General features: G+C 63.6%; 23 protein-coding genes. 18 read left to right on the top strand and 5 right to left on the bottom strand.

Features of this window, described 5'->3' with window-relative positions; genetic code table 11:
• Positions 1 to 15: 15 nt before the first annotated feature.
• From mprF to CRO48_RS24355, 5 genes are all read left to right on the top strand, one after another.
• On the top strand, positions 16 to 2613 hold the full coding sequence (gene mprF, locus CRO48_RS24375; protein ID WP_097142370.1) for a bifunctional lysylphosphatidylglycerol flippase/synthetase MprF: 2598 nt from the start codon (positions 16 to 18) through the stop codon (positions 2611 to 2613).
• Between the two features lie 5 nt (positions 2614 to 2618).
• Positions 2619 to 3977: a virulence factor family protein gene (locus tag CRO48_RS24370; protein WP_097142369.1), complete on the top strand. Its 1359-nt coding sequence runs from the start codon at positions 2619 to 2621 to the stop codon at positions 3975 to 3977.
• Positions 3978 to 4179: 202 nt separating this feature from the next.
• Positions 4180 to 5169: an endonuclease/exonuclease/phosphatase family protein gene (locus tag CRO48_RS24365; protein WP_097142368.1), complete on the top strand. Its 990-nt coding sequence runs from the start codon at positions 4180 to 4182 to the stop codon at positions 5167 to 5169.
• A 171-nt stretch (positions 5170 to 5340) separates the two neighbouring features.
• Positions 5341 to 6045 carry a GntR family transcriptional regulator gene (locus tag CRO48_RS24360; RefSeq protein ID WP_097142367.1) on the top strand — a complete coding sequence of 235 codons (705 nt, stop codon included), beginning with the start codon at positions 5341 to 5343 and terminating at the stop codon, positions 6043 to 6045.
• Between the two features lie 123 nt (positions 6046 to 6168).
• A complete protein-coding gene (locus CRO48_RS24355; protein ID WP_097142366.1) occupies positions 6169 to 7131 on the top strand; it encodes a dihydrodipicolinate synthase family protein in 963 nt (320 codons plus the stop codon).
• Between the two features lie 104 nt (positions 7132 to 7235).
• On the opposite strand, the gene CRO48_RS24350 is transcribed toward CRO48_RS24355, so the two are convergent.
• Positions 7236 to 8273: an Ldh family oxidoreductase gene (locus CRO48_RS24350; RefSeq protein ID WP_097142365.1), complete on the bottom strand. Its 1038-nt coding sequence runs from the start codon at positions 8271 to 8273 to the stop codon at positions 7236 to 7238.
• 151 nt (positions 8274 to 8424) lie between these two features.
• Between CRO48_RS24350 and CRO48_RS24345 the strand changes: the two genes are divergently transcribed.
• The 8 genes from CRO48_RS24345 (at position 8425) to CRO48_RS24310 (ending at position 17119) form a co-directional block, all read left to right on the top strand.
• Complete coding sequence (locus CRO48_RS24345) at positions 8425 to 9942, top strand: aldehyde dehydrogenase (NADP(+)) (RefSeq protein ID WP_097142364.1); 1518 nt, start codon at positions 8425 to 8427, stop codon at positions 9940 to 9942.
• Between the two features lie 182 nt (positions 9943 to 10124).
• Positions 10125 to 10931: an ABC transporter substrate-binding protein gene (locus CRO48_RS24340; protein ID WP_097142363.1), complete on the top strand. Its 807-nt coding sequence runs from the start codon at positions 10125 to 10127 to the stop codon at positions 10929 to 10931.
• A gap of 71 nt (positions 10932 to 11002) precedes the next feature.
• The gene (locus CRO48_RS24335) at positions 11003 to 11668 is read left to right on the top strand and encodes an amino acid ABC transporter permease (protein WP_097142362.1); all 666 of its coding nucleotides are present in this window, start codon (positions 11003 to 11005) and stop codon (positions 11666 to 11668) included.
• Positions 11669 to 11681: 13 nt separating this feature from the next.
• A complete protein-coding gene (locus CRO48_RS24330) occupies positions 11682 to 12335 on the top strand; it encodes an amino acid ABC transporter permease (protein ID WP_097142361.1) in 654 nt (217 codons plus the stop codon).
• Positions 12328 to 13050 carry an amino acid ABC transporter ATP-binding protein gene (locus tag CRO48_RS24325; RefSeq protein ID WP_097142360.1) on the top strand — a complete coding sequence of 241 codons (723 nt, stop codon included), beginning with the start codon at positions 12328 to 12330 and terminating at the stop codon, positions 13048 to 13050. Before CRO48_RS24330 ends, CRO48_RS24325 begins: the two co-directional genes overlap by 8 nt.
• A 7-nt stretch (positions 13051 to 13057) precedes the next feature.
• Positions 13058 to 14308 carry an NAD(P)/FAD-dependent oxidoreductase gene (locus tag CRO48_RS24320; protein WP_097142359.1) on the top strand — a complete coding sequence of 417 codons (1251 nt, stop codon included), beginning with the start codon at positions 13058 to 13060 and terminating at the stop codon, positions 14306 to 14308.
• A gap of 80 nt (positions 14309 to 14388) precedes the next feature.
• On the top strand, positions 14389 to 16080 hold the full coding sequence (gene lhpI / locus CRO48_RS24315) for a cis-3-hydroxy-L-proline dehydratase (protein WP_097142358.1): 1692 nt from the start codon (positions 14389 to 14391) through the stop codon (positions 16078 to 16080).
• Positions 16081 to 16090: 10 nt separating this feature from the next.
• Entirely contained in the window at positions 16091 to 17119 is a 1029-nt protein-coding gene (locus CRO48_RS24310) for a trans-3-hydroxy-L-proline dehydratase (RefSeq protein ID WP_097142357.1), read from the top strand.
• Between the two features lie 118 nt (positions 17120 to 17237).
• Here CRO48_RS24310 and CRO48_RS24305 read toward each other — a convergent pair whose 3' ends face one another.
• The 4 genes from CRO48_RS24305 to CRO48_RS24290 all read right to left on the bottom strand — a co-directional run bounded on the left by CRO48_RS24305 (position 17238) and on the right by CRO48_RS24290 (position 22367).
• Positions 17238 to 18653 carry an FGGY family carbohydrate kinase gene (locus tag CRO48_RS24305; protein WP_097142356.1) on the bottom strand — a complete coding sequence of 472 codons (1416 nt, stop codon included), beginning with the start codon at positions 18651 to 18653 and terminating at the stop codon, positions 17238 to 17240.
• On the bottom strand, positions 18654 to 19877 hold the full coding sequence (locus CRO48_RS24300; protein WP_097142355.1) for an NAD(P)/FAD-dependent oxidoreductase: 1224 nt from the start codon (positions 19875 to 19877) through the stop codon (positions 18654 to 18656). It abuts the gene before it with no gap.
• On the bottom strand, positions 19874 to 21280 hold the full coding sequence (locus tag CRO48_RS24295; protein ID WP_097142354.1) for an NAD(P)/FAD-dependent oxidoreductase: 1407 nt from the start codon (positions 21278 to 21280) through the stop codon (positions 19874 to 19876). Before CRO48_RS24295 ends, CRO48_RS24300 begins: the two co-directional genes overlap by 4 nt.
• Positions 21281 to 21458: 178 nt before the next feature.
• Entirely contained in the window at positions 21459 to 22367 is a 909-nt protein-coding gene (locus tag CRO48_RS24290) for a LysR family transcriptional regulator ArgP (protein ID WP_097142353.1), read from the bottom strand.
• A gap of 98 nt (positions 22368 to 22465) precedes the next feature.
• On the opposite strand from CRO48_RS24290, the gene CRO48_RS24285 reads away from it, so the two are divergent.
• The 5 genes from CRO48_RS24285 (at position 22466) to CRO48_RS24265 (ending at position 26970) form a co-directional block, all read left to right on the top strand.
• Positions 22466 to 23074, top strand: coding sequence for a LysE/ArgO family amino acid transporter (locus tag CRO48_RS24285; protein WP_097142352.1), 609 nt, complete (start codon positions 22466 to 22468; stop codon positions 23072 to 23074).
• Positions 23075 to 23490: 416 nt separating this feature from the next.
• Positions 23491 to 24621 (top strand): TRAP transporter substrate-binding protein, encoded by a 1131-nt coding sequence (locus CRO48_RS24280; protein WP_097142351.1) that lies wholly within the window; start codon positions 23491 to 23493, stop codon positions 24619 to 24621.
• Positions 24622 to 24681: 60 nt separating this feature from the next.
• A complete protein-coding gene (locus CRO48_RS24275) occupies positions 24682 to 25329 on the top strand; it encodes a TRAP transporter small permease subunit (protein ID WP_097142350.1) in 648 nt (215 codons plus the stop codon).
• Positions 25326 to 26753 carry a TRAP transporter large permease gene (locus tag CRO48_RS24270; RefSeq protein WP_097142349.1) on the top strand — a complete coding sequence of 476 codons (1428 nt, stop codon included), beginning with the start codon at positions 25326 to 25328 and terminating at the stop codon, positions 26751 to 26753. Before CRO48_RS24275 ends, CRO48_RS24270 begins: the two co-directional genes overlap by 4 nt.
• 34 nt (positions 26754 to 26787) lie before the next feature.
• On the top strand, positions 26788 to 26970 hold the full coding sequence (locus CRO48_RS24265; RefSeq protein ID WP_097142348.1) for a hypothetical protein: 183 nt from the start codon (positions 26788 to 26790) through the stop codon (positions 26968 to 26970).
• Positions 26971 to 26997: the final 27 nt, after the last annotated feature.

Here is a 26997-nt window from a genome sequence, read left to right as displayed (position 1 = left end):
GCGAGATGTGAAGGAATGACAAGCGAAAGCCCGTCTGCAAATGAACCTTCCGGCGGCAGCGCCCGTCAATTTCTCCTCACCTACCGGGTCTATATCACCGCTGCCAGCGTGATCCTGGTCTTCGGCCTCATGGCCTTGGCAATCTATCACCTGAGCGCAGAAGTGCGCTACGCGGATGTGATCGCCGCTCTGGAGGGCACCCCTTGGAGCGCGCTGGCGCTGGCGGTGTTTTTCACGGCGCTGAGCTTCGCGAGTCTCATCTTCTACGATGTCAATGCGCTCGAATACATCGGCCGTAAGGCCTCGTTTGCATCCGTGGCCGTCAGCGCGTTCATGGCCTATGCGGTCGGCAACACCGTCGGCTTCGGGCCGCTAAGCGGCGGCGCCATCCGCTTCCGTGCCTATTCGCGGCTGTGGCTGACACCCGGTGAAATCGCCCGCGTCATCGCCTTCGTGACGCTGTCGTTCGGTCTCGGGCTGCTGCTCGTCAGCGCGCTTTCCACGCTTGCCGTCGCACCGCAGGTTTCCCACACGATAGGCGTCGGCCCGTTCTGGCTGCGCGCGGGCGCCCTCGCTGTGATCGCTCTGATGGCGGCAGTATTCTTCATCGGCCGCAACGGCCGAACGCTGCAATTCAATGGCTTCACCCTGCGTCTGCCCGACAGCCGCACCGCGTCCCGGCAGTTCCTGGTGACTGCCTTCGACATCGCGGCCTCGGCTTCAGTTCTCTACGTCCTCCTCCCGCAGACGCATGTCAGCTGGCCGGTTTTCCTCGCCATCTACGCGACCGCCGTCGCGATCGGCGTGCTGAGCCATGTTCCGGCGGGTCTCGGCGTCTTCGAGGCCATCATGATGGCGGGCCTCTCCAACGCCATCAGCCTCGACCAGCTTCTCGGCAGCCTCGTGCTTTACCGGCTGGTCTATTATGTTCTGCCGCTTTTGCTTGCGGTCGTCGTCATGCTTGTGACCGAAACGCGCCAGCTTGCAGCCCGGCCCGGCGTTGCCGAAGTCGGTCAGATCGCCGCAAGGCTTTCGCCTGCGCTGATTTCCACCTTTGCGCTGCTGCTGGGCGCCATGTTGATTTTCTCCAGCGTCGTGCCGACGCCGGATGCGGATCTCGATTTCCTCGAAGGGCTTCTGCCGTTGCCGCTGGTCGAGGCGGCACACTTCCTGTCCAGCCTGCTAGGCCTCGGCCTGCTGGTGACGTCGCGCGGTCTCGCTCAGCGCCTCGATGGTGCGTGGTGGGTGGCGCTCTTGTGTGCTTGCGCCGCCTTCGTTATGGCGTTCCTCAAGGCGATCGCAGTCTTCGAGGCGGGCCTGCTTGGGCTCTTCATCGTCGCTCTTGTGTTCAACGTGAGAAGCTTCGACCGGCATGCCTCGCTCTTTCGCCAGGCGCTCGGGCCATCATGGCTGGCGGCGATCGCCGTCATCATCGTCGCCGCCTTCGTCATTCTGCTCTTCATCTATCGCGATACGGAATATACCCACCAGCTCTGGTGGCAGTTCGAATTCTCCGAGGAGGCGCCACGCGGTCTTCGCGCGCTGCTCGGCCTGTCGATCGGGGCTTCCGCGGTGGCCATCTTCAGCCTGCTGCGGCCAGTCGCCCGGCGTCCGCAGCCTTCGGAGATGGTCGACATCGTCCGCGCCATCGACGTCGTCCGGCAGCAGGATGTCGCCGATGCCAATCTCGTGCGGATGGGCGACAAGCATGTGATGTTCTCGCACTCGGGCAGCGCCTTCATCATGTATGGAATCCACGGCCGCTCATGGATCGCCCTTGGCGATCCGATCGGCGCGAAGGAAGACTTCGCCGAACTGGTCTGGCAGTTCGTGGAAGCCGCCCGCGCGGGCGGCGGACGCGCGGCGTTCTACCAGATTTCTCCCTCCGTGCTGTCCTATTGCGCCGATGCGGGCCTGCGCGCCTTCAAGCTCGGAGAAATCGCAACCGTCGACCTGGTGCATTTCGAGCTGAAGGGCAGCAAGCTCGCAGGCCTTCGCCAGTCATACAACCGCGGCGCGCGCGACGGGCTCGTCTTTTCGCTCGTGGACACATTCGAAGTCCCGACCGTCATCGACGAACTGCAGGCTGTGTCCGATGCCTGGCTCGCCCATCACAACACGCGCGAGAAGCGTTTCTCACTCGGGGCCTTCGATCGAAGCTACGTCATGTCGCAACCGGTTGCGGTGGTGCGCAAGGACGGCGACATCGTCGCTTTCGCAACATTGATGCTGACCGACACCATGGCCGAGGCGACGGTGGACCTGATGCGCTTTGCCGCGCAAGCGCCCAACGGCACGATGGATTTCCTCTTCGTATCGATTCTGGAGCACCTGAGGGACGCCGGATACCGAAGCTTCAATCTCGGAATGGCGCCGCTCTCCGGCATGGCGCGCCGCGATGCCGCGCCGGTCTGGGACCGCGTGGGCGGCGCCCTGTTCGAACATGGTGAGCGCTACTACAATTTCAAAGGATTGCGCGCCTTCAAGTCCAAGTTCCATCCACGCTGGGAGCCGCGTTATCTGGCAGTGTCGAACGGCACAGGCGCCGCGCTGGCCTTGATGGATGCGACGTTCCTCATCAGCGGCGGCGTTAAGGGAGTGCTCGGGAAATGAAATCCATGTTTCGGTCCGTTGTTGCCGCCTTGGCGTTCGCCGCGCTCTCGCTGCCCGTAGTAGCGCAGCAGAACAGCTTCGACACGGGCACGATCCCTGGCGACCACATTCTGATCCCCGACGGCGAACTGCGCGCCATCGTCTTTCTGATTTCGGATGCTGGCGGCTGGGGCGGCGATGAGCAAGCCGAGGCCGAAGCGCTGACGGCCAAGGGGGCGGCAGTCGTCGGCATCGACTTCCCCCAGTATCTGAAGGCGTTGCGCGCCGACGACGGCAGCTGCGTCTACATGATCTCGGACGTCGAAGCGCTGGCCCATCAGGTTCAGCGCTCAGCCGCAGCCACAAGCTACAAGCCGCCGATCGTTGCCGGTATCGGGGAGGGTGGGGCACTGGCGCTGGCAATGATCTCGCAGAGTCCGGCCGCCACCCTCGGCGAGGCGATTGCAGTCGATCCGCTGGCTGGCATCCCATTGGAAAAGCAGCTGTGCACGCCGGCCTCGAAGGAGACGATTGATGGCCGCACCGTCTACGGCTTCGTCGATGGCGAGCTCCCGGCGCCCGTTTCGATCCGTTTTTCCGGTACAGCGCCCGCTGCCGGGCGCAATCACGCCACCGCGCTAGCAACCGGCCATCCCGATATCGACATTGGCGATTCCGGAAAGAGTGCGAAGCAAACGCTGGCGCAGGTGCTGGAAGACCGCATCGACGCCTCCGGCCCCGACGACGACCCGCTCGGCCTGCCGATCACCGTGCTCGATTCCGAGCCGAAGTTCGACACCATGGCGATCATCTATTCTGGTGACGGGGGATGGCGCGACATCGACAGGCAGATCGGCGGGGTGTTGCAGGCGCATGGCATTCCCGTGATCGGCATCGATTCGCTGCGCTATTTCTGGTCCGAACGCCAGCCACAGGAAACGGCCGACGATCTTGCCCGCATCATCGACACCTATCGCATGAAGTGGGGCGCCAAGCATGTCCTGCTCGTCGGCTACTCGTTCGGGGCGGATGTCCTCCCCCGCACCTATACCCTGCTGTCGCAGAAGGACAAGGCGCGCGTGCCTCAGATCACTCTCCTTGCCCTGTCACGGCAGGTGGACTACGAGGTTTCCGTCGAAGGCTGGCTCGGTGTTGCCGGAGCGGCGCAGTCCGGCGACCCGGTGGAGGACATCGGCAAGATCGACCCTCGCCTGGTGCAATGCATCTACGGCAAGGAGGAAGACCAGGATCCTTGCCCGATGCTCGCGGCCAAGGGTGTGGAATCCATCGGCATCGATGGCGGCCACCACTTCGACGGCGACTACGAGGCCATTGCCGGTCGCATCATCCAGTCGCTGCGGGTGCGGCTGGCAAAGTCGCAGTGACGACCGAAAGAGGCGAGATCTAAGTTCCCATCTATTTGAATAGCCTCCGAAGATAGGTGCAGGAGCGACGCCCTCCAAATGCGACCTGCACGGTAAACGCGATTGCACATCGCCGACTACCGCGATAGGTGAACACCGACCTCGGCCATGTCGATCACACGCCCTGGCATCCCTTTGCAGCGCCTCCCGGAGACAGAAATAGATGGCCGCCTTCCGACGTCGCCTCCACATAGCCGCGATCGTCAAACGGCTGATCGGCCTTGCCGTCCTGGCCTTCGCCGCCATTGCCCTTCTCGTCGGCTTGTTGTCGTACCAGTTCTGGCCGGCGGACCTGCTGACCTTCGCCTGGAGCTACGTCCTCGCCACGGGTCTGGCTATCCTGATTCTCACGCTGTGGACGCGACGGCCCGTCCTGATCGCGATCGCGGTCGCGGGGATCGCCATTTCCGCCTGGCCGATCTATGCGCTGCCGACAGCAACGGAGGCGAGCGGGCCGACAAATCTCAAGATCGTCACCGCCAATCTCTTCGTGGAGAACGCGCGGCCGCCCGCCGAGTTCGTCGCCTTCCTGCGCAGCGAAAACCCGGACATCGTCGTGCTGCAGGAAACGACGGGCGCCTGGCAGGACGCGATCGTGACGTCCGGCCTCTTCCCATATGAAAGCAGTCGCATCCTGCCGGCCCGCGACCATATGAAGGTTTTCTCCAGGCGTCCGATCCTGAGCGAAACATCGCTGACGCCCACGTCCGTGAAGGGGCGGCGCCTCAAACAGCCGCTTCGTCTGACGATAGACACGGGTGCGCGACCGCTCGTGCTCTACGCCATCCACCCCGATACGCCGCGGACGCTACGGCAATGGCACGACCGAAACGACTACCTCGCCCTGACGGCCGATTCGATCCGCAACGATCCGAAAACGTCCGACATCATTGTCGCCGGAGACTGGAACACGCCGCTCTGGTCTCCCTACTTTCGCAATTTCCTCCGCGATAGCGCTCTGGTGTCGACGGCTCGCACGCTGCTGCCGGCAATCACACGCTTTAGTCTCCGGCTGCGCAGCTATCTCTTCATCGGCGCTCCGATTGATCACGTCACCGTCTCGCCCGGCGTCGCCCTGCGATCGTGGCGAACCGGCCCCGAATTCGGATCGAACCATCTGCCGGTGTTGGTTGAGCTGGAGATCGGCCGGTAACTGCCCGGATGAGCCCGTGAGGACAAAACGCCGCCATGTGGGACTGGGCCAAATCGACATCCGAAAAGCGGTCTCTACGGAAAAATGCCTATTGCGGTCGTTATTGTCTTTTGAAACGGTTGATCCGACTGTTTCATAAAAGTATTTCTTTTGTCGACAAGAGGATTGCCGATGACTGATACCGATACTGCCACCGCTCCCGAACGCAAACGCGGCTCCGGCGTGAAGATGGTTTACGACCTTCTGCGTGACGAAATTCTGGATCTCGTTCTGCCTCCGGGCAGCCCGATCGACGAGGTTCAACTGGCGGAAAGGTTTGGAATGTCGCGCACTCCGATCCGCGAAGCGCTGGTCCGGCTTTCGGGCGAGGGATTGATCGAGACCCTGCCGAACCGCTCGACCATGGTGTCCAACATCGATTTCCTCAACCTCAACACGCTCTTCGATGCCCTGGTGCTGATGTATCGCGTCACCACGCGTCTGGCCGCGCAGTACCATCGCCCCGAGGACCTGGTGATTATTCGCGGCTTTCACGAGGACTATGCGGCCGCGGTCCAATCCCGCGACACGCTCGCGATGATCGCCACGAACGCCGCCTTCCATGCCGCGATCGCGGATGCCGGCCGCAATCCCTATTTTACCGGTCTCTTCCGCCGGCTCCTCGACGAGGCCCGGCGCATCCTGCGTCTCTACTACCAGTCCTACGAAGAGCAATTCCCGCAGCGCTTCGTGGAAGAACATGCCGAAATCATCGCCGCGATCGAGGCCCGGGACGTGGAGGCTGCGGACCGGATCGGCAAGGCGCACGCCGAACAGATCGTGCTGCAGGTCCAGAAACTTTTCAGCCGCGATGGCAGGCTCGACATCAGCCTGTGACAGTTTGTATTTTTCTTGTCGACAAATAAAATACAGAATGGTAAAACCGCTCTAGATAGTGGGGAGGCTACGTGCACCGTGCCGGCCGCCTGCCCGACTTAGAACGGCCGAAAGGAGACAGACGTGAAGGCCAAGATTTTTTCCGGTGTCATTCCCGCCCTGATGACCCCCTGCAAGGACGACCGCACGCCCGACTTCGACGCGCTGGTGCGCAAGGGCAAGGAACTGATCGAGAAGGGCATGTCCGCCGTCGTCTACTGCGGCTCGATGGGTGACTGGCCGCTCCTGACCGACGCACAGCGCATGGAAGGCGTGGAACGTCTGGTGAAGGCCGGTGTTCCGGTCATCGTCGGCACCGGCGCCGTCAACACCGCCTCCGCCGTAGCCCACGCCGCGCATGCCCAGAAGGTCGGCGCGCAGGGTCTGATGGTCATCCCGCGCGTTCTGTCCCGCGGCTCGGTCGTGGCCGCCCAGAAGAACCACTTCAAGGCGATCCTCTCGGCCGCCCCTGACCTGCCGGCCGTCATCTACAACAGCCCCTACTACGGCTTCGCCACCCGCGCTGACCTCTTCTTCGCGCTGCGCGCCGAACATCCGAACCTTGTCGGCTTCAAGGAATTCGGCGGCGCTGCCGACATGCGCTATGCGGCCGAAAACATCACCAGCCGTGATGACGGCGTCTCGCTGATGATCGGCGTCGACACCTGCGTCTTCACCGGCTTCGTCGATTGCGGCGCCGTCGGCGCCATCACCGGCATCGGCTGCGTGCTGCCGAAGGAAGTCATCCACATGTGCAACCTGGCCCAGGCTGCCGCTAAGGGCGACCCGGATGCCCGCCAGCGCGCGCTGGAACTGGAATCGGCGCTTGCCGTCCTCTCCTCCTTCGATGAAGGCCCGGACCTCGTTCTCTACTTCAAGCACATGATGGTGCTAAAGGGCGACAAGGAATACACGCTGCACTTCAACGAGACCGACGTCCTCTCCGACAGCCAGCGCGGCTATGTCGAGGCGCAGCTCAAGCTGTTCGACACCTGGTACGCCGAGTGGAGCAAGCTGCCGGGCGCCGTACAGACGTACAAGGCCTGAGCGCTGTCCAGACTTTGATCTCCTGACGAGGCCCTCCTTCGCGAGGGCCTTTTCTTTTGCCGGCGCGGACCGAAGGGGAGGGGCGTTGCCGCCCCTCCTTGTGTTCAGGCGACCGCATCAAGCCCGAGCGCCTCCAGGCGTTCGAGCTGCGCCATTTCTGCCGCCGTCAGTTCGATGCCGTCGCTCTCGGATTTCGCGCGTGCGACGTAACGGCGCTGCGAGGGTAGCCGCGCGCCTTGGCCGACGATGGCCTCGAACAGCACTTCGGCGCGCCCGAAGGGATCACCCGGCCGGCCGGCGGCGAAGGCTTCCGGCGAGAAGGCCAGAATCAATTCGCCGTGGAACGGTGCAAGCGTCGTGGTGCCGAGATAGTCGAGAACTTCGGGGCTGGTCAGGTCGCCGATCATGATGCCCGCCAGAAGCTCGATCATGGTGCCGATCGCAGACCCCTTATGGCCGCCGAAAGGCAGCATGGCGCCGGCAAGCGCGGCCTCCGGCTCGGTCGTCGGATTGCCGTCCGCGTCGATCGCCCAGCCTTCAGGCAGTTGCTTGCCGGCGCGACGATGCAGCTCGATCTCGCCGCGCGCGGCAACCGAGGTCGCGAAATCGAACACGTAGGGAGACTTTCCCGGGCGCGGCCAGCCGAATGCGAAGGGGTTGGTACCCAGCAGCGGCTTGTTGCCGCCCGTGGGCGCAACCGTCGCATAGCTCGGGCACATTACGAGCCCGGCCAGGCCCTGGTCGGTCAACGCCTCCACTTCGGGCCAGAGCGCCGAGAAATGCGTGCAGTCGTTGACCACAAGCGCCGCCAGGCCGCAACTGCGCGCCCGCTCCGCAAGGACGGGTACGCCGAGTTCGAAGGCGGGGTTCGCAAAGCCACCATTCGCATTGACCCGCACGATGGCCGACCCCGCCTGCTCGACGAGTTCGGGAATGGCATCCGCCTTCACCTTGCCCGCCTTCACGGTGCGCAACGCGCCCTCGATCCGATAGACGCCATGCGACTTGCAGGCGTCGCGCTCGCCAGCGACGATCACCCTGGCCAGTGCCCCGGCTTGCACGGCATTCAGGCCGGCCTTGCAGAAGATCGCCTCGACGCGCGCCTGCAACGCCGAGATCGTCATTTTGGTTGTCTCGCTCATCATTTGCCTCTACTGGCTGGAACCTGACCGGGGAGGGCAGGATGGTTGATGTTCTGCATACATAGAGTATACAAACTTCTGACGCGTGCAATTCGGCTTTGATACGATTCTCGCTCAAGTGCACCCGGGTACCCAAGAAAGGATCGGCATAATGGTCTTCACCCCCAAAGGAAAACATCTCGTCGCTGGCGAATGGCTCGACGGCGCGGGAACCTTCGATTCCGCACCCGCGCACGGCCCCTCCTATCCGTTCGCCGTCGGCACCGTGGATCTCGTGAACCGCGCCTGCGAAGCGGCCGAGGAAGCCTTCTGGAGCTATGGCTACTCCACGCGCGCCGAGCGCGCCGCCTTCCTGCGCGCGATCGCCGACGAGATCGAGGCACGCGCTGAGGAAATCACCGAAATCGGTAGCCAGGAGACCGGCCTTCCGGAAGCGCGCCTTCAGGGCGAGCGTGGCCGCACGACGGGGCAGTTGCGCCTGTTCGCCGACCACATCGAGAAGGGCGATTACCTCGACCGTCGCTTCGATGCGGCACTTCCCGATCGTCAGCCGGCCCCGCGCCAGGAAATCCGTCTGGTTCAGCGTCCGATCGGCCCTGTGGCCGTCTTCGGCGCGTCGAACTTCCCGCTCGCGTTCTCGACCGCTGGCGGCGATACCGCCGCGGCCCTTGCCGCCGGCTGCCCCGTGGTCGTGAAGGGCCACTCCGCCCATCCCGGTACCGGCGAGATCGTTGCCCAGGCCATCGAGGCCGCCATTCGCAAGACGGGCGTACACCCGGGCGTCTTTTCGCTCATCCAGGGCGGCAAGCGCGACGTCGGTCACGCCGTCGTCCAGCACCCGCTGATCAAGGCGGTCGGCTTCACCGGCTCGCTCGCCGGCGGTCGCGCCCTCTTCGACCTCTGCGCCGCGCGCCCGGAGCCGATCCCCTTCTTCGGCGAACTCGGATCCGTCAATCCGATGTTCCTTCTGCCTGAAGCGATGAAGGCACGCGCCGAGACGCTGGGCCAGGGCTGGGCCGGTTCGCTGACCATGGGCGCAGGCCAGTTCTGCACCAATCCCGGCATCGCTGTCGTTCTCGATGGCGCCGACGCGGACCGTTTCACCGCGGCAACCGTGGAGGCACTTGGCAAGGTCGCCCCGCAGACCATGCTGACCGATGGCATCGCCCAGGCCTACCGTGACGGGCAGGAGAGGTTCTCCACCCGTAACGCCGTGAAGCCGCTGCTGACCACGAAGTCGACCGATCGGTCCGCTTCGCCGAACCTGTTCGAGACGACGGGCGACCAGTTCCTGGCCGACCATGCGCTTGGCGAAGAGGTGTTCGGGCCGCTCGGTCTCGTCGTTCGCGTTTCCTCGGTCGACGAGATGGAGACGCTCGCCCGCGGCTTCGAAGGCCAGTTGACGGCGACCATTCATATGGACGCCGGCGACCTTGAAGACGCACGCCGTCTGCGCCCGGTTCTGGAGCGCAAGGCCGGCCGCGTGCTGGTCAACGGCTTCCCGACCGGCGTCGAGGTTGTCGATTCCATGGTTCACGGCGGCCCGTATCCGGCATCGACCAATTTCGGCGCCACGAGCGTGGGAACGATGTCGATCCGCCGCTTCCTGCGCCCGGTCTCGTACCAGAACATGCCGGAAGGGCTTCTGCCCGAGGATTTCCTCGCCTGATTCCGGTCCCGGGCCTAATATGCGAGGGCTTCCCACAAGGGGAGCCCTCGTTCATTTTCAGGCAGTTGCGCGTTTATAGAATACTTTTTGTATACTACTTGTATTTTTGAATTGATTTGTGCTCAGCAAAGCGGAATAGTGTGATCGCATGAATTGACAGACCAACTCTGGGAGAGTGAAAAATGAAAGCCTCGGTGATCGCCCTCGGCCTGCTGGCCGCAACCGCCCTGACCAGCCAGGCCCACGCCGACAAGCTGGACGACATCATCGCATCGGGTACGCTGCGCTGCGCCGTCGTTCTCGACTTCCCGCCGATGGGATCGCGCGATGAAAGCAACAACCCGATCGGCTTCGACGTAGACTACTGCAACGATCTGGCAAAGGCCCTCGGCGTCACCGCCGAAATCGTCGAGACCCCGTTCCCCGAGCGTATTCCCGCGCTGATGTCCGGCCGCGTCGATGTCGGCGTCGCCTCCACCTCCGACACGCTCGAGCGCGCCAAGACCGTGGGCATGTCGGTTCCCTACTTCGCCTTCGAGATGGCGGTGACCGCTAACGACAAGTCCGGCATCAAGTCCTTCGAGGACATGAAGGGCAAGATCGTCGGCGCCACCGCAGGCACCTTCGAGGCCATCGCGCTCGAAAAGCAGGTCAAGGAATGGGGCACGGGCGAGTTCCGTCCCTACCAGACCCAGGCAGACGTCTTCCTCGCCCTGAGCCAGGGCCAGATCGACGCCACCGTCTCCACCTCGACGGTCGCTCAGGCGAACGTCAAGACCGGCAAGTTCGCCGGCATTTCGGTCGTCGGCAAGGCACCGTTCGACGTCGATTACGTTTCCCTCTTCACGAACCGTGAAGAATACGGCCTGATCAACTACCTCAACCTGTTCATCAACCAGCAGGTTCGCACCGGCCGTTATGCCGAACTCTACGAAAAGTGGGTTGGCGGCGAACTGCCGGACCTGACGGTGAACGGCGTCTATCGCTGATCTGACCGCTTCTCCGATGGCGCGAGGCTTCTGCCTCGCGCCATTGTTCGTTTCCGAGGGGTGAAACAGCAATGTTCAACTACACCTTCCATTGGAACCAGGCCCTGCGGTCCCTGCCGCAAATGCTGGATGGCGCGCTGGTCACGCTGCAAATCGCAATCCTGTCCATGGCCATCGGCCTGGCGATCGCCATCGCGCTGACGCTGTTCCGCCTGTCCGGCAACCGCATCCTCAGCGGCTTCGCCACGACATGGGTCGAGGTCGCGCGCAACACACCGGCGCTGTTCCAGATCTACATGGCCCACTTCGGGCTCGGCAATTTCGGCATTCACCTGAGCCCGTACACGGCGCTTCTGGTCGGCATCGCCTTCAACAATGCAGGCTATCTCGCCGAAAACTTCCGCGGCGCGCTCAAGGCGATCCCGGATACGCAGACGCGCGCGGGGCGCTCGCTCGGCATGACGTCGCTGCAGGCTTTCCGCTGGATCATCATGCCGCAGATGCTGCGCATCGCCTTCCTGCCGGCAACAAACCAGATGGTCTGGGCGATCCTGATGACCTCGCTGGGCGTCACCGTCGGCATGAACACCGACCTGGCCGGCGTCACCCAGGAACTGAATGCACGCTCGTTCCGTACCTTCGAGTTCTTCGCCCTGGCCGCGGTGATATACTACGTCATTGCCAAGGCCGTCACCCTCGCTGCGCGCGCCTTCGCCTGGCGCATGTTCCGTTACTAAGGAGAGGTGAGAGATGTTCAACACCGCCCTCACCTGGAATGACCTCCTCTTCCTCGCGCAAGGCGCAGGGATGACGCTCATGGTCACCGCCGTTTCCGTGGCCGCGGGCACCGTGCTCGGGATCGTCTTCGGGCTGATCCGCGTCCAGTGCGGACCGTACTGGTCGGCACCGCTGACGTTTGCGCTCGACGTGTTCCGCTCCGTGCCGCTGCTGATCCAGCTTGTGCTCGGCAATGCGTTGCAGTCGATCATGAAGCTCGGCTGGCCACCGTTTACGACCTCCTGCGTCGTACTTTCGCTCTATACTGCGGCGTACTGCACCGAGATCGTGCGTGGCGGCATCGGCGCCGTGCCTCCCACCACACGCCGTGCGGCGCGCTCGCTCGGCATGACCTGGTGGCAAGACATGCGCTACATCGTGGCACCGCTCGCCACCCGCGTCTCGCTGCCTTCCTGGATCGGCCTGACGCTCGGCGTCATGAAGGATTCCGCGCTCGTGCTCTGGCTCGGCCTGATCGAGCTCTTGCGCGCCTCGCAGATCCTGGTCACCCGCCTGCAGGAGCCGCTTTTCATCCTGCTGATCTGCGGCGCCATCTACTTCATCATCAGCTTCCCCATCGCCCGGCTTGGCGGGTATCTCGAAAAACGGTGGTCCCCCAATGATTGAGATTGAAAACGTTCACAAATCCTTCGGCGAGTTGAAGGTTCTCAAGGGAATCGACCTCACCGTCAGCAAAGGCGAGGTGCTTACCGTCATCGGCGGTTCGGGGTCGGGCAAGTCGACCCTGCTCACCTGCATCAACGGACTGGAGCCAATCGATTCCGGGCGCATCGTCGTCGATGGCACCGATGTCCATGCCCGCGGTACCGACCTCAACAAGCTGCGGCGCAAGATCGGCATCGTGTTCCAACAGTGGAACGCCTTCCCGCACCTGACCGTACTCGAAAACGTCATGCTGGCCCCACGCAAGGTGCTCGGCCTTTCCAAGGCCGAGGCCGAGGAAACCGCCGTCAAGCAGCTGACCCATGTCGGCCTCGCCGAGAAGCTCTCGGTCTATCCGAGCCGCATGTCCGGGGGTCAGCAGCAGCGGATGGCGATCGCCCGCGCGCTAGCGATGTCGCCGGAATACATGCTGTTCGACGAGGTCACCTCGGCGCTCGATCCGATGCTCGTTGGCGAGGTCCTCGATACGTTGCGGATGCTCGCGTCGGAAGGCATGACGATGATCTGCGTCACCCACGAGATGAAGTTCGCCCGCGAGGTCTCCGACCGCGTCGCCTTCTTCCATCAGGGAATCATGGCCGAGATCGCAGCACCCGAACAGCTCTTCGACGCGCCGCAGCATCCCGAAACTAAGAAGTTCCTGGCTGCAACGCACTGAGGGCATGATGAAAGAGCAGGCTCAGACCGATGTCATCGTCATCGGTGCCGGCGTCGTGGGGCTTTCCGTGGCGATCGCAGCGCAAGCACGCGGCCTGACGGTCGTCGTTATCGACCGGGAGGGGCCGGCCGCGGGCGCATCGGCGGGGAATGCCGGTGCGTTTGCCTTCACCGACATCCTGCCGCTGGCATCGCCCGGCATCCTGAAGAAGGCGCCGAAGTGGCTGCTCGATCCGCTGGGACCGCTGACGGTGCCGCCGGCCTATGCCCTGCAGATCGCACCGTGGATGTTCCGTTTCTGGCGGGCCTGCTCGCCGCGGCGTGTTGCCCAGTCGACGACGGCACAGACCACGCTGATGGATCTGTCCAGGTCAGAACTAGAGCCGTTCCTGGCGCAGACCGGCACGATGAAGATGCTGCAGAAGAACGGCAACCTTCAGGTCTATGAAGGAGAAGGTGAGTTCAAGGCCTCCCTTCCGGGATGGAAGGCCCGCGCCGCCCACGGCATCGAGTTCCATCACCTCGACGCTGCGGGCATGGCGGAGATCCAGCCGGGCCTCGCGCCGCGCTTTACGCACGGCACCTTCACCCCCGGCTGGTATTCCATCGCCGATCCCAAGCTTTACACCCTTGCGCTGGCGGATCATTTCCAGGCCAGCGGCGGCATGATCGAGCGGGCCGAGGTGGCGGCCTTGCGGCCTTTCGACGGCGGCGTCGAAGTGAATACGGCGGATGGGCGGCTCTTGCGCGCCGCAAACGTCGTGCTTGCCGCAGGCGCATTCTCGCACCGGATCGCCCGCACAATCGGCGACATCATTCCGCTTGAGACCGAGCGCGGCTACAACACGACGCTGCCAGCAGAGGCCGTCGATCTTCGTACCCAGGTGACGTTCGGTGGCCACGGTTTCGTAGTCAGCCGCCTCTCGACCGGAATCCGGGTGGGCGGTGCGGTGGAGCTCGGCGGGTTGAAGTTGCCGCCAAACTTCCGCAGATCCGAGGCGATGCTGACCAAGGCGCAGGCTTTCCTGCCGGGACTGAAGCCGCAGGGCGGGGTCCAGTGGATGGGCTTTCGCCCGTCCTTGCCCGACAGCCTCCCGGCGATCGGGCGCGCCCGTGCCACGCCAAGGGTCGTCTATGCCTTCGGCCACGGCCATCTCGGCCTTACCCAGTCGGCAGGAACAGCGCGACTGGTCGCGGAGCTGCTGACGGGACAAAAGCCCGCCATCGATCTATCGCCCTTCTCGCCGCAGCGCTTCTGACGGAGGCGCTGCGACGGGACACTCCGCCACACAGAGGCCGCCCCGCGGCCAAAGCGTCAACTCAAGCAAGGTCGACTGACATGAGCCATTCCGGACCCGCCCGCAGCATTCTCCCCGGCACGGCCGAGGGAGAGGTGATCAGCACGCAGGAAGCGCTGAGCTTCTGGGGTGGTGTCGATCCGGCAACGGGCGCGGTGATCGATGTGCATCATCCGTTGCACGGGGTCTGTCTTACCGGCAGCATTCTCATGATGCCGTCGAGCCGCGGCTCCTGCACCGGCTCCGGCGTGCTGCTCGACCTCATCCTGACCGGCAGATCACCCGCGGCGCTGGTGTTTTCGGAAGCCGAGGACGTGCTCACGCTCGGCGCACTGATCGCGGCGGAGATGTTCGACCGGGCGATCCCGGTCCTGCGGCTTTCACCGGAGGCATTTGCAGCACTTTCTCAGGCACGGACTGCGCGGATCGGCGCCACGGCCATCGAGAGCGAGGGGCTGGTTATTCCGGTAGAGCCTCCTGCGACTGCGGCACTTGACCTCAGCGACTCCGACCGGTCCATGCTCGAGGGCGGAGAGGGTGTCGCAGTGCGCCAGGCGATGCGGATCATCTGCGCCATGGCGGCCCAGCAGGGGGCAGCCGGGCTGATCGACGTGACGCAGGGCCACATCGACGGATGCATCTATGCAAGCCCCGCCAACCTGACCTTCGCCGAAAAAATGGCCGACCTCGGCGCGCGCGTGCGCGTTCCAACGACAATGAACGCGATCTCGGTCGATCGGGCAAACTGGCAAGCTCAGGGTGTCCCGTTCGGCTTTGGCGATCCCGCGGCACGGCTGGCCGATGCCTATGTCCGCATGGGCTGTCGCCCGACCTTCACCTGTTCTCCCTACCTGCTCGACAGCGCACCGCGCGCCGGCGAAGCCATCGCCTGGGCCGAGTCAAACGCCGTGATCTTCGCCAATACCGTGCTCGGCGCGCGCACGGCGAAGCACCCGGATTTTCTAGACCTGTGCATCGCGCTGACGGGACGCGCGCCTTTGTCCGGTGTCTATCTGGACCGCCATCGCAAGGCCCGGCGTGTGATCGATGTGGAACTGCCGGAAAATGTCGACGACGCATTCTGGCCGCTGGTCGGCTATCTCGCCGGGCGGGCGGCACCGGATCGCATTCCCCTGCTTCGGGGCCTGTCGGCCGGAGGCCCCTCACGCGACGACCTCAAGGCTCTTTGCGCTGCGTTCGGCACCACATCGGCAGCACCCATGCTGCATATCGAAGGCGTCACCCCGGAAGCGGAAGCAAGTGCCGCCGAAGATGCCGACCGCGTCAGCATCACCCGCGCGGACATGGCAGCTGCCTGGTCGCTTCTGAACGAGGGGCCGGATCAGGTGGAACTCGTTGCGATCGGCAGCCCGCACGCCTCGCTCGAGGAATGTCGTGACCTTGCGGATTGTCTCGCCGGGCGAAGGCGCGCGCAAGACGTCGCCGTGATCGTGACGGCCGGCAACGACGTGATCGCAAAGGCCGAGCAGGATGGCACACTCGGCCGGCTTGCCGCGTCCGGTGTCCAGGTCTTGCCCGACCTTTGCTGGTGCTCGATCTCCGAGCCCGTCTTCCCCACGCAGACGCGCGCCGTGATGACGAATTCCGGCAAGTATGCCCACTACGGTCCAGGTCTTTCGGGACGCGCGGTCCGCTTCGGCAGCCTTGCCGATTGCGTCACCGCCGCACTGACCGGTCGCGTACCGGCGAAGCTTCCGGCCTGGCTTTCCTGAGGAGATAGAAATGCGCAGCAGCAAAACCATCCATGTCGTTTCCGCCCATGCGGAAGGCGAAGTCGGCGACGTCATCGTCGGCGGCGTTACCCCGCCGCCCGGCGACACGATCTGGGAACAGAGCCGCTGGATCGCGCGCGACCAGACGCTGCGCAATTTTGTCCTGAACGAGCCGCGTGGCGGCGTGTTCCGCCACGTCAACCTTCTGGTGCCGCCAAAGCATCCGGAGGCGGATGCCGCCTTCATCATCATGGAGCCCGAAGACACGCCGCCGATGTCCGGCTCCAACTCGATCTGCGTATCGACCGTGCTGCTCGACAGCGGGATCCTCCCGATGCAGGAACCCGTGACGGAGATCACGCTCGAGGCTCCCGGCGGCCTCGTGCGCGTCCGGGCCGAATGCAGGGACGGCAAGGCGGAGCGCATTTTCGTGCAGAACCTGCCAAGCTTCGCCGAACGGCTGGACGCCAGGCTCGAGGTAGAGGGGCTCGGCACGCTGACCATCGATACCGCCTATGGCGGCGACAGCTTCGTCATCGTCGATGCGGCCAGCATGGGCTTCGCGCTTAAGCCAGACGAGGCGCACGACATTGCCCGGCTCGGTGTGCGGATCACGAACGCGGCCAATGCCGCACTCGGCTTCAACCACCCGGAAAATCCGGACTGGAAGCATTTTTCCTTCTGCCTCTTCGCCGGCCCGGTGGAACGGACCGCGGAAGGGCTGCGCGCGGGTGCGGCCGTTGCCATCCAGCCTGGCAAGGTCGACCGGTCGCCCACCGGGACTGCGCTTTCGGCGCGAATGGCGGTGCTGCACGCCCGCGGGCAGATGGGTCTCGAAGATCGGCTGACAGCCGTCTCGCTGATCGGCTCGACCTTCTCCGGCCGCATCCTCGGCACGACCACCGTTGGCGACCGCCCGGCCGTGTTGCCGGAAATCTCCGGCCGTGCCTGGATCACCGGCACCCATCAGCACATGCTCGATCCCAGCGACCCCTGGCCGGAAGGCTACCGCCTGACCGACACCTGGGGCGCGCGATAGAGAGCTGACCGGCGGGCCCGTTCGACCTGGATAATCGCCGCTTCCGGCAGCGGTCCCGGGCCGGTCACGCGCGATCGCGCGGTAAACGTCGCGCGCTGCAAGGCAAACGACGCACGCCTCAGCTTGAGGACGCTGGATGGCCCTGCCTCCAGCCTCTTGTCCGCGCGACGGCCTCGGCGTAACGCGCATGCTCTTGTGCGCCCACGGAGCCGTCCGGCGCAAAGATCGTGGCTGCGGCGCGTGCCGCCTCGACGTGGATCCCGCAAAGTTCAGCCAGGCCCAGCGCCGTCAGTTCGTGCATCTGCGGGACACGGATCGTGCGATTGCTTGCCGCCGCCAGGAAGGCTGCGAAATAGTCGCTCTGCGAAAGCCCGCCGTCTATCGAGATGCTGGCGCCGAGCGGAGTGACCGAGGAAGCCGCTTCGACGAGGCTCGCCGTCATCATCGCGATCCCTTCCAGGACGGCGCGCGCGAGATCGCGCTTGTCCGTCGCGTGGTCCATGCCGATGAAGAGCGGCGCGGCCTGCCGATCCCAGTACGGCGCCGCCAGTCCGGAAAGCGCGGGAACGAAGACGATGCCCCGGCTCAGTGCCGACGGTCCTTCGAAAGCGCTGAGTTCCGTCGGATCGGTGAAAAGGCCGAGCCTGCCGGCCCACTCCACAGCGGAACCGGCATCGTAGACACCCCCCTCGATGGCAAAGACCGGCCGCTCCCCCTCCCGCTGCCAGGCGACGGTCGGCAGCAGGTCAGACGCGGGCGGGCGATCGCTACCCGATACGGCCAGGAGAAACGCACCCGTACCGAAAGTGATCTTGCAATCGCCGGCCTTGCGGCAGCCATGACCATGGAGGGCCGCCTGCTGATCGACGATCGAGACCTTGACGGGCACGCCGTCGACTGCCCCGAAACCGGCGTCGACGGGACGGATCTGCGGGAGGCATTCCATCGGCACGCCATGGAGCGCGCACATCTCCTTGCTCCATCCGCCCGTTGACAGATCGAGCAGTCCGGTGCGTGACGCGGTCGCAAGATCGGTTGCAAAGGTTCCCGTCAGCCGATCCAGGAAGAAGGCGTCCGTCGTCCCGAGCCGCAAGCGACCCCGCCCATGCGCCTCGGCGACCGATGGAATGTTCTTCAACAGCCAGGCGAGCTTGCTGGCGGAGAAATAGGGATCGAGCGGAAGCCCCGAGACTTCCTTGGAACGCTGCACGGCCGAGCGATCGAGCGCTGCAAGCGCGTCGCCGGTCCGTGCGTCCTGCCAGACGATGACGGGGGAAAGGGGTTTTCCGGTTTCACCGTCCCAGGCAAGGCAGCTTTCCCCCTGGTTGGCGATCGCGATGCCATCGACCCGGCCTGCCGCCTGCAGCACGGCCTTGACGTTGGCGAGAAGTTCTTCCGCGTCGTGCTCGACCCAGCCCGGCGAAGGATGATGCTGACCGTGCCGCACGCTTGCCGCGACGTGCCAGGCGCCGCCGTCCTCCACGACGAGGCATCGCGTGGACGTAGTGCCCTGATCGATGGCGGCGACGCGCATTCAGGTCTCCTCCTGGAAGCCGAAGTGGACATGGGCGGCGAGCAGCGCGCGCGGCGGCAGCGGTGCGAGCACGCGCCGCTCCGGCTGCCAGCGCCCACGGCGGGACCAGATCGCCTGTCCGTCGAGTTCCAGCGACAGGCGGCCGACCGCACGCCTGCGAAACCGCAGCTGGAAATGCCGGAACGCACCCTCGCGCAGGTGACTGGGCCGCAGCAGGGAAGGGACCGTCAATTTCACCGGATCGTCGTAGGTGACGGGGACGAACTCCCGCGCCGCCGGATCGCGTCTCAGGTCCGCCGCCACGACGGCGCCGACCGAACGTCCTTCGCGAAAGGCCCATCCTCCCGATTCGACCGCCCTCAACACATTGCCGCCGGCGAAAAGCAGCGGATTGGCAGAGCGGCCATCCTGGTCGACCGCTGGTCCGGCGCTGCCCGCATCCACGCCGGTGTTCGACTGTAGAAAAAGCGAGGCCTCCGGGGTGAAATGTCCCGTCAGCAGAACGCCGTCGCATTCGAGCGTCCCGATTTCGCCCGCATGGCGAATCTGGACGGCCTCGACTCGTTCGCGGCCACGAATGTCCACAATTTCGGCACCGCGAAGAAAGGGAATGCCGGCAAGCGACGGAAGCCATGTGAGCGGCGCCCGCGCCAGCGCATGCGGCCCCTGCTCGAGCATCGCGACGGGACGCGCACCGTGCGCCAAACATGTCAGTATAGCCGACAGGGATACGAGTTCCGAACCGACCACGACCGGGCGGCGGAAGGGCATCAGCCCGTGAAAGGCGACATAGGACTGCAGCGTACCGGTCGTGACGACGCCGATCGGCCGGTCTCCGGAGATCAGCCGTGCCGAGCGGGGCTGCTCTCGCGCTCCGGTGCTGGTGATGACCCGGCGCGCGCGCAGGGTTTCGACGCCGTCAGGCGCGGTGACGAGCACCGAACCATCTTCTCCGAGGCGAACGACGGAATGACCGTACCGCACGTCGACTCCGGCCTGTTGCGCCTCGTGCTCCAGCCTGCGGCCATAGCCGGCACCGAAATAGACCCGGCCGAATTCGCGCATACCGAACGGGGAATGGCTGCAATGGCGTGTCGCGCCTCCGAGATGGCCCTCGCGCTCGAGGAGGATGACCTTCTCCACGCCACGACGACGCAATTCCAGCGCGGCGGCGACGCCTGCCGGTCCGCCGCCGACGACCAGAACATCTGCAAGCGTAGTCATGGTTTTCGTCCCTCGTCCACGGCGAGCGGTGTTGCGAGTCGGCCCCTTGTCATCTCCGCCAGACGCGCATTGCAGTAGAAGCCCTGGCAGCGCCCCATCCCGGCGCGTGTGCGCCGTCTCAGACCACCGAAATCGCCGGGCGGAACCGGGCTCGCCAGCGCAGCCTCGATCTCGCGTCGCGTCACAAGCTCGCAATGGCAAACGATTTCGCCATGTCCGGGCTGCTGCCAATCACGCCGGCAGGTTTCCGTCAGGTTCGGAACGCTGACCGCCGGCAACGGAGCGGGCGGAGCGAACGTGGCGCCGAAACCTTCATGCAGTCGGAGCGCATGCCGGGCCAGCCCCAGCGCGGCGCTCAGCCCCGTCGAGCGAATGCCGCCAAGCGTGATCGCGCGCTTCTCCGGCCGAGTGATCACGCGATAGGCCTTTTTCTCGGTGGCGGGGCGCAAGCCGGCATAGATGGCGGTAACGGGAATGCCGGCAAGGGCCGGAACGATCTCCGCACCGCGAGCCAGCAGCGCCTCCAGCGTCTGCATCTCGACGGTGGCGCGAACACGATCGTCCTGCTCTTCCGCCGTCGGACCGATCAGAACATTGCCAAAGGCCGTGGGGCAGACGACGACACCCTTGGTGATCTCCGTCGGGACCGGCAGGACGATACGCGGAACGTGGCGAAACGCCGCCTTGTCGAGAACGACGAACTGCCCTTTGCGCGGCTTGATCCGAAATTCGGGACCAAGGCCCAATCTCTCGTCGACGGTGTCACCGTAAAGGCCTGCTGCGTTGACGACCGCTGCAGCCTCCAGGGCGCCGGCCGACGTTTCCAATCTCCATCGCCCGTCGAATTCCCCGCGCAAGACTTCCGTCCCGCGCAAGAACACGCAGCCCAGCCCGACGGCCTGCGTAAGATAGGCGAGGGGCGCCGACCAGGGATCGATGATATGCTCGCCCGCCACTTCCAGGGCTGCCACCAGCCCGTTCGACAGCGTCGGCATAGTGGCACGGGCAGCCGCGGCGGTCATCAGGCCGAGTTCGGAGATCCCGTTCTCGCGTCCCTGTCGCGCGATATCTTCGAGCTTGTCCGCCTCACGTTCGCTCCAGGCGCAAACAAGTGCTCCGGTCCGGACCAGCGACAAGCCAAGCTGCTTGTAGATCTCAAGATATTCTTCCCGCCCGGCACGCACGAGTTCCAGCTCCAGGCTCGAAGCGGGCGCATCAAAGCCCGTGTGCAAAATCGCGCTGTTGGCCTTGGAGGCACCGGAGAGGATGTCCGCTCCCTTCTCCACCAGCGCCACCTTGGCGCCCGCCAGAGTAAACCGGCGCGCCACCGCACAGCCAACCACGCCTGCGCCGATTACGGCGACGTCGAATGACGCGTGTCCCGGCGTCGATTGAAGGGGCATCGCATCCTCATAAAATCAGGGCATGGCTGAACGTATCTCAGATATGACCGTATTTCAAATATTTTGTGCATATTATTGCCCGTTCGGTCATGCTTAGATGTGCAATCGTGCAAAATGGCAAGCAAGTTTTCCCGATCGGTCTGCGCCGCGCGGCGTCCGACAACGGTGGACCGATCCTCTACCGGCCTTCATGACGCAGGAGCAGACGCGCGGTCTGAACGACTTCGCGCGTCAGATCGGCCAGACGGTCGGCGGCGAGGCGGTTCATCTGCCAGTAGAGCGGGATGTCGAGCGGGGTCTGCGTGCGCAGTTCCACCAACCGGCCTGCCTTCAAATGCTCGCCCACCAACAGCTCCGGATTCATGCCCCACCCCATGCCGGCGAGGCTTGCATCCACAAAGCTTTGCGTCGATGGCAGCCAGTGGACGGGCCCGGCGAGTTCCCTCCCGATTATCTGGCGAATCCAACGGGCCTGCAGCCTGTCCTTCTGGTTGAAGAGGAGCGATGGCGCGCTCACCAAGGCGTCGGCAGTTACGCCGTCCGGAAAGTGCCGCGCCATGAAGTCGGGGCTTGCCGTCGCCCGATAGCGCAGCGCACCGAGCGAGAGGTGGCGGCAGCCCTGGATCGGCTTTTCGAGGCTGGTAACTGCCGCAAGGACCCGTCCCCGTTGCAGCCACTCGGCGGTGTGGTCCTCATCGTCAATGGCGACGTTCACGAGGTGATGCGACTGCTTCGTAAAGTTTGCGACGGCGGTCAGAAACCAGGTGGCGAGGCTGTCCGCATTGGTCGCGATGTGCAGTGTCACCCGCTGGCGTGCTTCGTCAGGCGCCGCAAGCGTGGGCAACTGCTTCAGCAACTCTTCTTCCAGCATGCCGACATTTTCTAGGTGCCGGCACAGCCATTCGCCCGTTTCGGTCGCCGTGCACGGGCTGCCACGGACGATTAGCACGATGCCGAGCCGTTCCTCGATCAGCTTGACACGCTGGGAGACCGCCGAGGGCGTGACGTTCAGAAGGCCGGCGGCCTTTTCGAAGCTCCCGGTCTGGATCACGGCAGCAACGGTGCGGAGGGCTGAATAGTCGAGCATGATTTAGCTTGGCTTAATTGGAGTAAGTAGCATTAACTATCCTAAATTGCCAGGCCGCGGTAGGGAATTGCGCCGCGAAGAAGGAGCACACGCCGCGCATGAGCATATCCGTCTATTTCACCGGCTTCACCATGGGCCTCAGCCTGATCGTGGCGATCGGCGCGCAAAATGCCTTCGTGCTGCGGCAAGGGGTGCGCAACGAGCACGTCTTTGCCATCTGTCTTGCCTGTGCGCTGTCTGACGCGCTGCTGATCGTTGTCGGCATAACCAGTTTCCGCCAGATCGCCGCGGTGTTGCCCTGGCTCGATGCCCTGATGCGCTATGGCGGGGCGATCTTCCTCATGTGGTACGGCGCAAGGAGCCTTCGTTCCGCCCTGCGGTCTTCAGGCGCGCTGGCGGTAGGCGAAGTTGGTGCGTCCAGCCTGCGCAAGGCGCTTCTCACCTGCCTGGCGCTCACCTGGCTCAATCCGCATGTCTATCTCGACACCGTTGTCCTGCTCGGCACGATCTCGACGGGTTTTCCAGGCCTGGAAGCATCCTTTGCCGCGGGAGCCGTGACGGCCTCGTTCCTGTTCTTCTTCTCGCTCGGTTACGGCGCAACCAAGTTGAGACCGATCTTTGCCAATCCCGCCGCCTGGCGCGTACTGGAAGGGCTCGTTGCGGTTACGATGTGGCTTATCGCCTTCAAGCTGCTGGGGGGCCTGTGATCGATAGCCGATCTCGCGCGGTGGCGTCGCCTTAACGGATTGTGCTGGGGGAAATGCAACTAGACCAGCATGACCGAGAACTGCCCAGCCATTACCGACGCCTTCGCTTTCCAGCCGAGATTATTGCCCATGCCGTGTGGCTCCTTCCGCTGCGGCGACGAGAGAGGGCGGCGCCACCCAGGAAGCCATGCTCTGGTTGAGGAAAAACTTTGCCTTGGCTGTGGACCACAGCCCAAAGCTGTCATTCAACAACAGTTGAACGTCTGTCAGAACTTCAGAAAGTGTGCATAATTGACAAACGGGAACAATCAGTTGTTGAGACTGATCGCGAAGAGGTTGGGAGCCATCTTCGTCAACGTAGCGAACTAACAATTGAATGCAGGGAGAATTTGACAACAATCCAGGGAGGAAGAGCAATGAACAAAAAGAACGTATCGCGTCGAGAGTTGCTGGGAGCGTCGACGTTCGTTGGAGTAACTGCGATGGGGGCGCTTGCAGCCCCGCCCGTGATGGCGCAGGCACCAATCGTCATTAAAATGCAAACATCCTGGCCCGCGTCGGATATCTGGATGGAATTTGCCCGCCAGTACGTCGAACGGGTCGAGCGAATGTCCGGCGGACGCCTGAAGTTCGAACTCATGCCCGCCGGTACGGTCGTCGGCGCGTTTCAGGTGCTCGACGGCGTCAATGATGGCGTGATCGACGCAGCCCACACCGTTCCCGTCTATTGGTACGGCAAGCACAAGGCAGCTTCCCTCTTCGGCACCGGGCCGGTATTTGGCGGCAGCGCAACCACCATGCTCGGATGGTTCCATCAAGGCGGAGGCAAGGATCTCTACCGGGAACTCACCCAGGACATCATGGGGCTGAACCTTTACGGCTTCTATGGCTTCCCGATGCCCGCACAGCCGTTCGGCTGGTTCAAGAATCCGGTGGCGAGTGTGAACGATGTCAACGGTCTCAAATATCGTACCGTCGGGCTTGCCGCCGATCTCATGCAGAACATGGGCATGAGCGTTGCTCAGCTTCCGGGCGGCGAGATCGTGCCGGCGATGGAGCGGGGCGTCATCGACGCCTTCGAGTTCAACAATCCATCCTCTGACATTCGGTTTGGTTCGCAGGATGTCGCCAAGAACTACATGCTTTCGTCCTACCATCAGGCGAGCGAGTCTTTCGAATTCCTGTTCAACAAGGATGTGTTTGACGACCTTCCCGACGATCTGCAGGCAATCCTCGAATATGGCGTGGAGGCCGCAAGCACGGCGAATACTGCGTCCGCGATGGACAACTATTCAAGCGACCTTCAAAAGCTTCAGACCGAACATGGCGTGACCGTGCACCGCACACCGAAGGAAATTCTGGATGCACAACTGAAGGCCTGGGATCAGATCATCCCCACGCTTGAAGCGGATGCGTTCATGAAGAAGGTGCTCGACAGTCAACGGCAGTGGGTGGAGAGGGTCGTGTACTACGAGTTGATGAACTCGGCCGATCTCGCACTCGCCTATGAGCACTATTTCCCCGGAAAGTTGAACCTCGGAAAGTAAGTGGCGAAGGCCCGGTATCCCGGGCCTCGTCATGTTCACCGGGGCTGGGGAGGCGCTTGCATGCTCCGTTACATTGCATTCGCCGACGATCTGTCGGCATGGTTCGGCAAGGTGTTCGCGTGGGGGATACTCATCATGGCCTTCGGCGTCGGCTATGAGGTAGTCGCACGCTACCTCTTCCGCGCGCCGACCCCCTGGGCCTTCGACCTGAGCTACATACTCTACGGAACGCTCTTCATGATGGCGGGAGCTTATACCCTGTCGCGTGATGGCCATGTGCGCGGCGACTTCATCTACCGGCTCTGGAAGCCGCGCACGCAGGCCAGGCTGGAACTGGTCCTGTACTTCATCTTCTTCTTTCCCGGCATAACCGCGCTCGTCTTCTCGGGCTGGAAATACGCCGAGCGCAGTTGGCGCTACCTGGAGGTCAGTTCCAACAGCCCCGCCGGCGTGCCGATCTTCCAGTTCAAGACCGTCATTGTCGCCGCCGGCATTCTCCTGTTCCTGCAAGGCGTGGCGCAGGTCTTCCGCTGCATTCTCTGCATAAAGACAGGCGAATGGCCAAAAACGGCCGAAGATGTCGAAGAACTGGAAAAGGTGCTGCTGCAAACGAAAAGCCTGGACGCCCTCAAGTCCGAGGACGAGGGCATTCTTCCGCCGCGGGAGCTTGCCGCTGGACGCGAACCACGAGATCGGGACGCCCAATGACGGATGCACACATCGCCGTCGGGATGCTGCTCATCCTGATCCTCACCATCTTCCTCGGCTTTCCGGTGGCGTTCACGCTGATGGCTCTGGGCGTCGGCTTCGGATATTACGCCTATTTCGACGCCGCCCGCATGTGGCGCGCCTATGACCGCGCGCTCGACTCCGGCGGCGATGCCTTTACGCTGGCCGAGACCTGGATCGGCGGCTTCTTCAACAACCGGATCTTCGATCTGTTCGTCAACCAGACGTACTCGGTCATCCAGAACGACGTGCTGACGGCCATCCCGCTGTTTTTGTTCATGGGCTACATCGTCGAGCGAGCCAACATCGTCGATAGGCTGTTCTCGACGCTCTACAGCGTCACGCGCCGGCTACCCGGCTCGATGGCGGTCGCCGCCTTGGTCACCTGTACGCTCTTTGCCACGGCAACCGGCATCGTCGGGGCTGTGGTGACCTTGATGGGACTGCTCGCCCTGCCGGCGATGCTGAAGGCAAGGTACGACGTGCGGTACGCGACCGGCGTGATCTGCGCGGGCGGCACGCTCGGAATCCTGATCCCGCCCTCCATTCTGCTGATCGTCTACGCGGCCACCTCCGGGATTTCAGTCGTCCGCATGTATGCGGCGGCGCTGCTACCCGGTCTCGCCCTGGCGGGGCTCTATCTCACATATGTCGTGGTGCGAGCAATCCTGCAGCCGCAACTGGCGCCGCGGCCAACGAAAGAGGAGGTCGGTGACCACACGCCGGCCCAACTCGTCTGGATGATGCTGACATCCTTCGCCCCGCTCGCCTTTCTGATCCTTGCGGTTTTAGGTGCCATTCTCTTCGGCTTGGCGACCCCTTCGGAGGCGGCCGCAATCGGCGCATTGGGCGGGCTAGCGCTTGCCGCGGCTTACAGGGCCTTGACATGGCGGCGCCTCAAGGAGTCCGTCTATCTGACGGCCCGGACAACCGCGATGGTATGCTGGCTTTTCGTTGGTTCGGCGACCTTCGCGTCGGTGTTCGCCTATCTCGGCGGGCAACAACTCATCAGTGACTTCGTGACCGGCCTGGACATGTCGCCGCTGATGTTTTTGATCATGGCCCAGATCATCATCTTCATTCTCGGCTGGCCGCTGGAATGGACCGAGATCATCGTCATCTTCATCCCGATCTTCATTCCGTTGTTGCCGCATTTCGGGATCGACCCGCTGTTCTTCGGTATCCTCGTGGCCATCAATCTGCAGACGGCCTTCCTATCACCGCCGATGGCCATGTCGGCATACTACCTGAAGGGCGTCTCGCCTTCGCATGTCAAGCTGACCGACATTTTCCGCGGCATGATGCCATATATGTTGATCGTCATTCTCTGCATGGTGGTCATCTATCTGTTCCCGGACATCGTCTACATGCTGCCGGATCTCCTCTATGGAGGACAGAGATGATGAAATGTCCGACCCATTCCGACAGGATCGACCGATGAACAGAAGCCGGTTTTTTGCAGTTTTTGCATTCGTGACGCTTGTCGCGTTCTGCGCGGTCATCCTGGCGTTTGTTCCACGGCTCGATTTGGCCGCTGCGCTGCTGATCGGGATTGTCCCTGCGGGGTACGACATCTGGGATCAACTCTTTCGCCGACGCCCGGCGAAATCATCGGGATAGACTGTGCTCAACCGGCCACCTCTTCCC

Origin of the sequence: Rhizobium subbaraonis (assembly GCF_900220975.1) — a bacterium.
In the GTDB taxonomy this organism is placed as follows: domain Bacteria; phylum Pseudomonadota; class Alphaproteobacteria; order Rhizobiales; family Rhizobiaceae; genus Mycoplana; species Mycoplana subbaraonis.
This window is presented reverse-complemented; position numbering and strand designations above follow the sequence as displayed.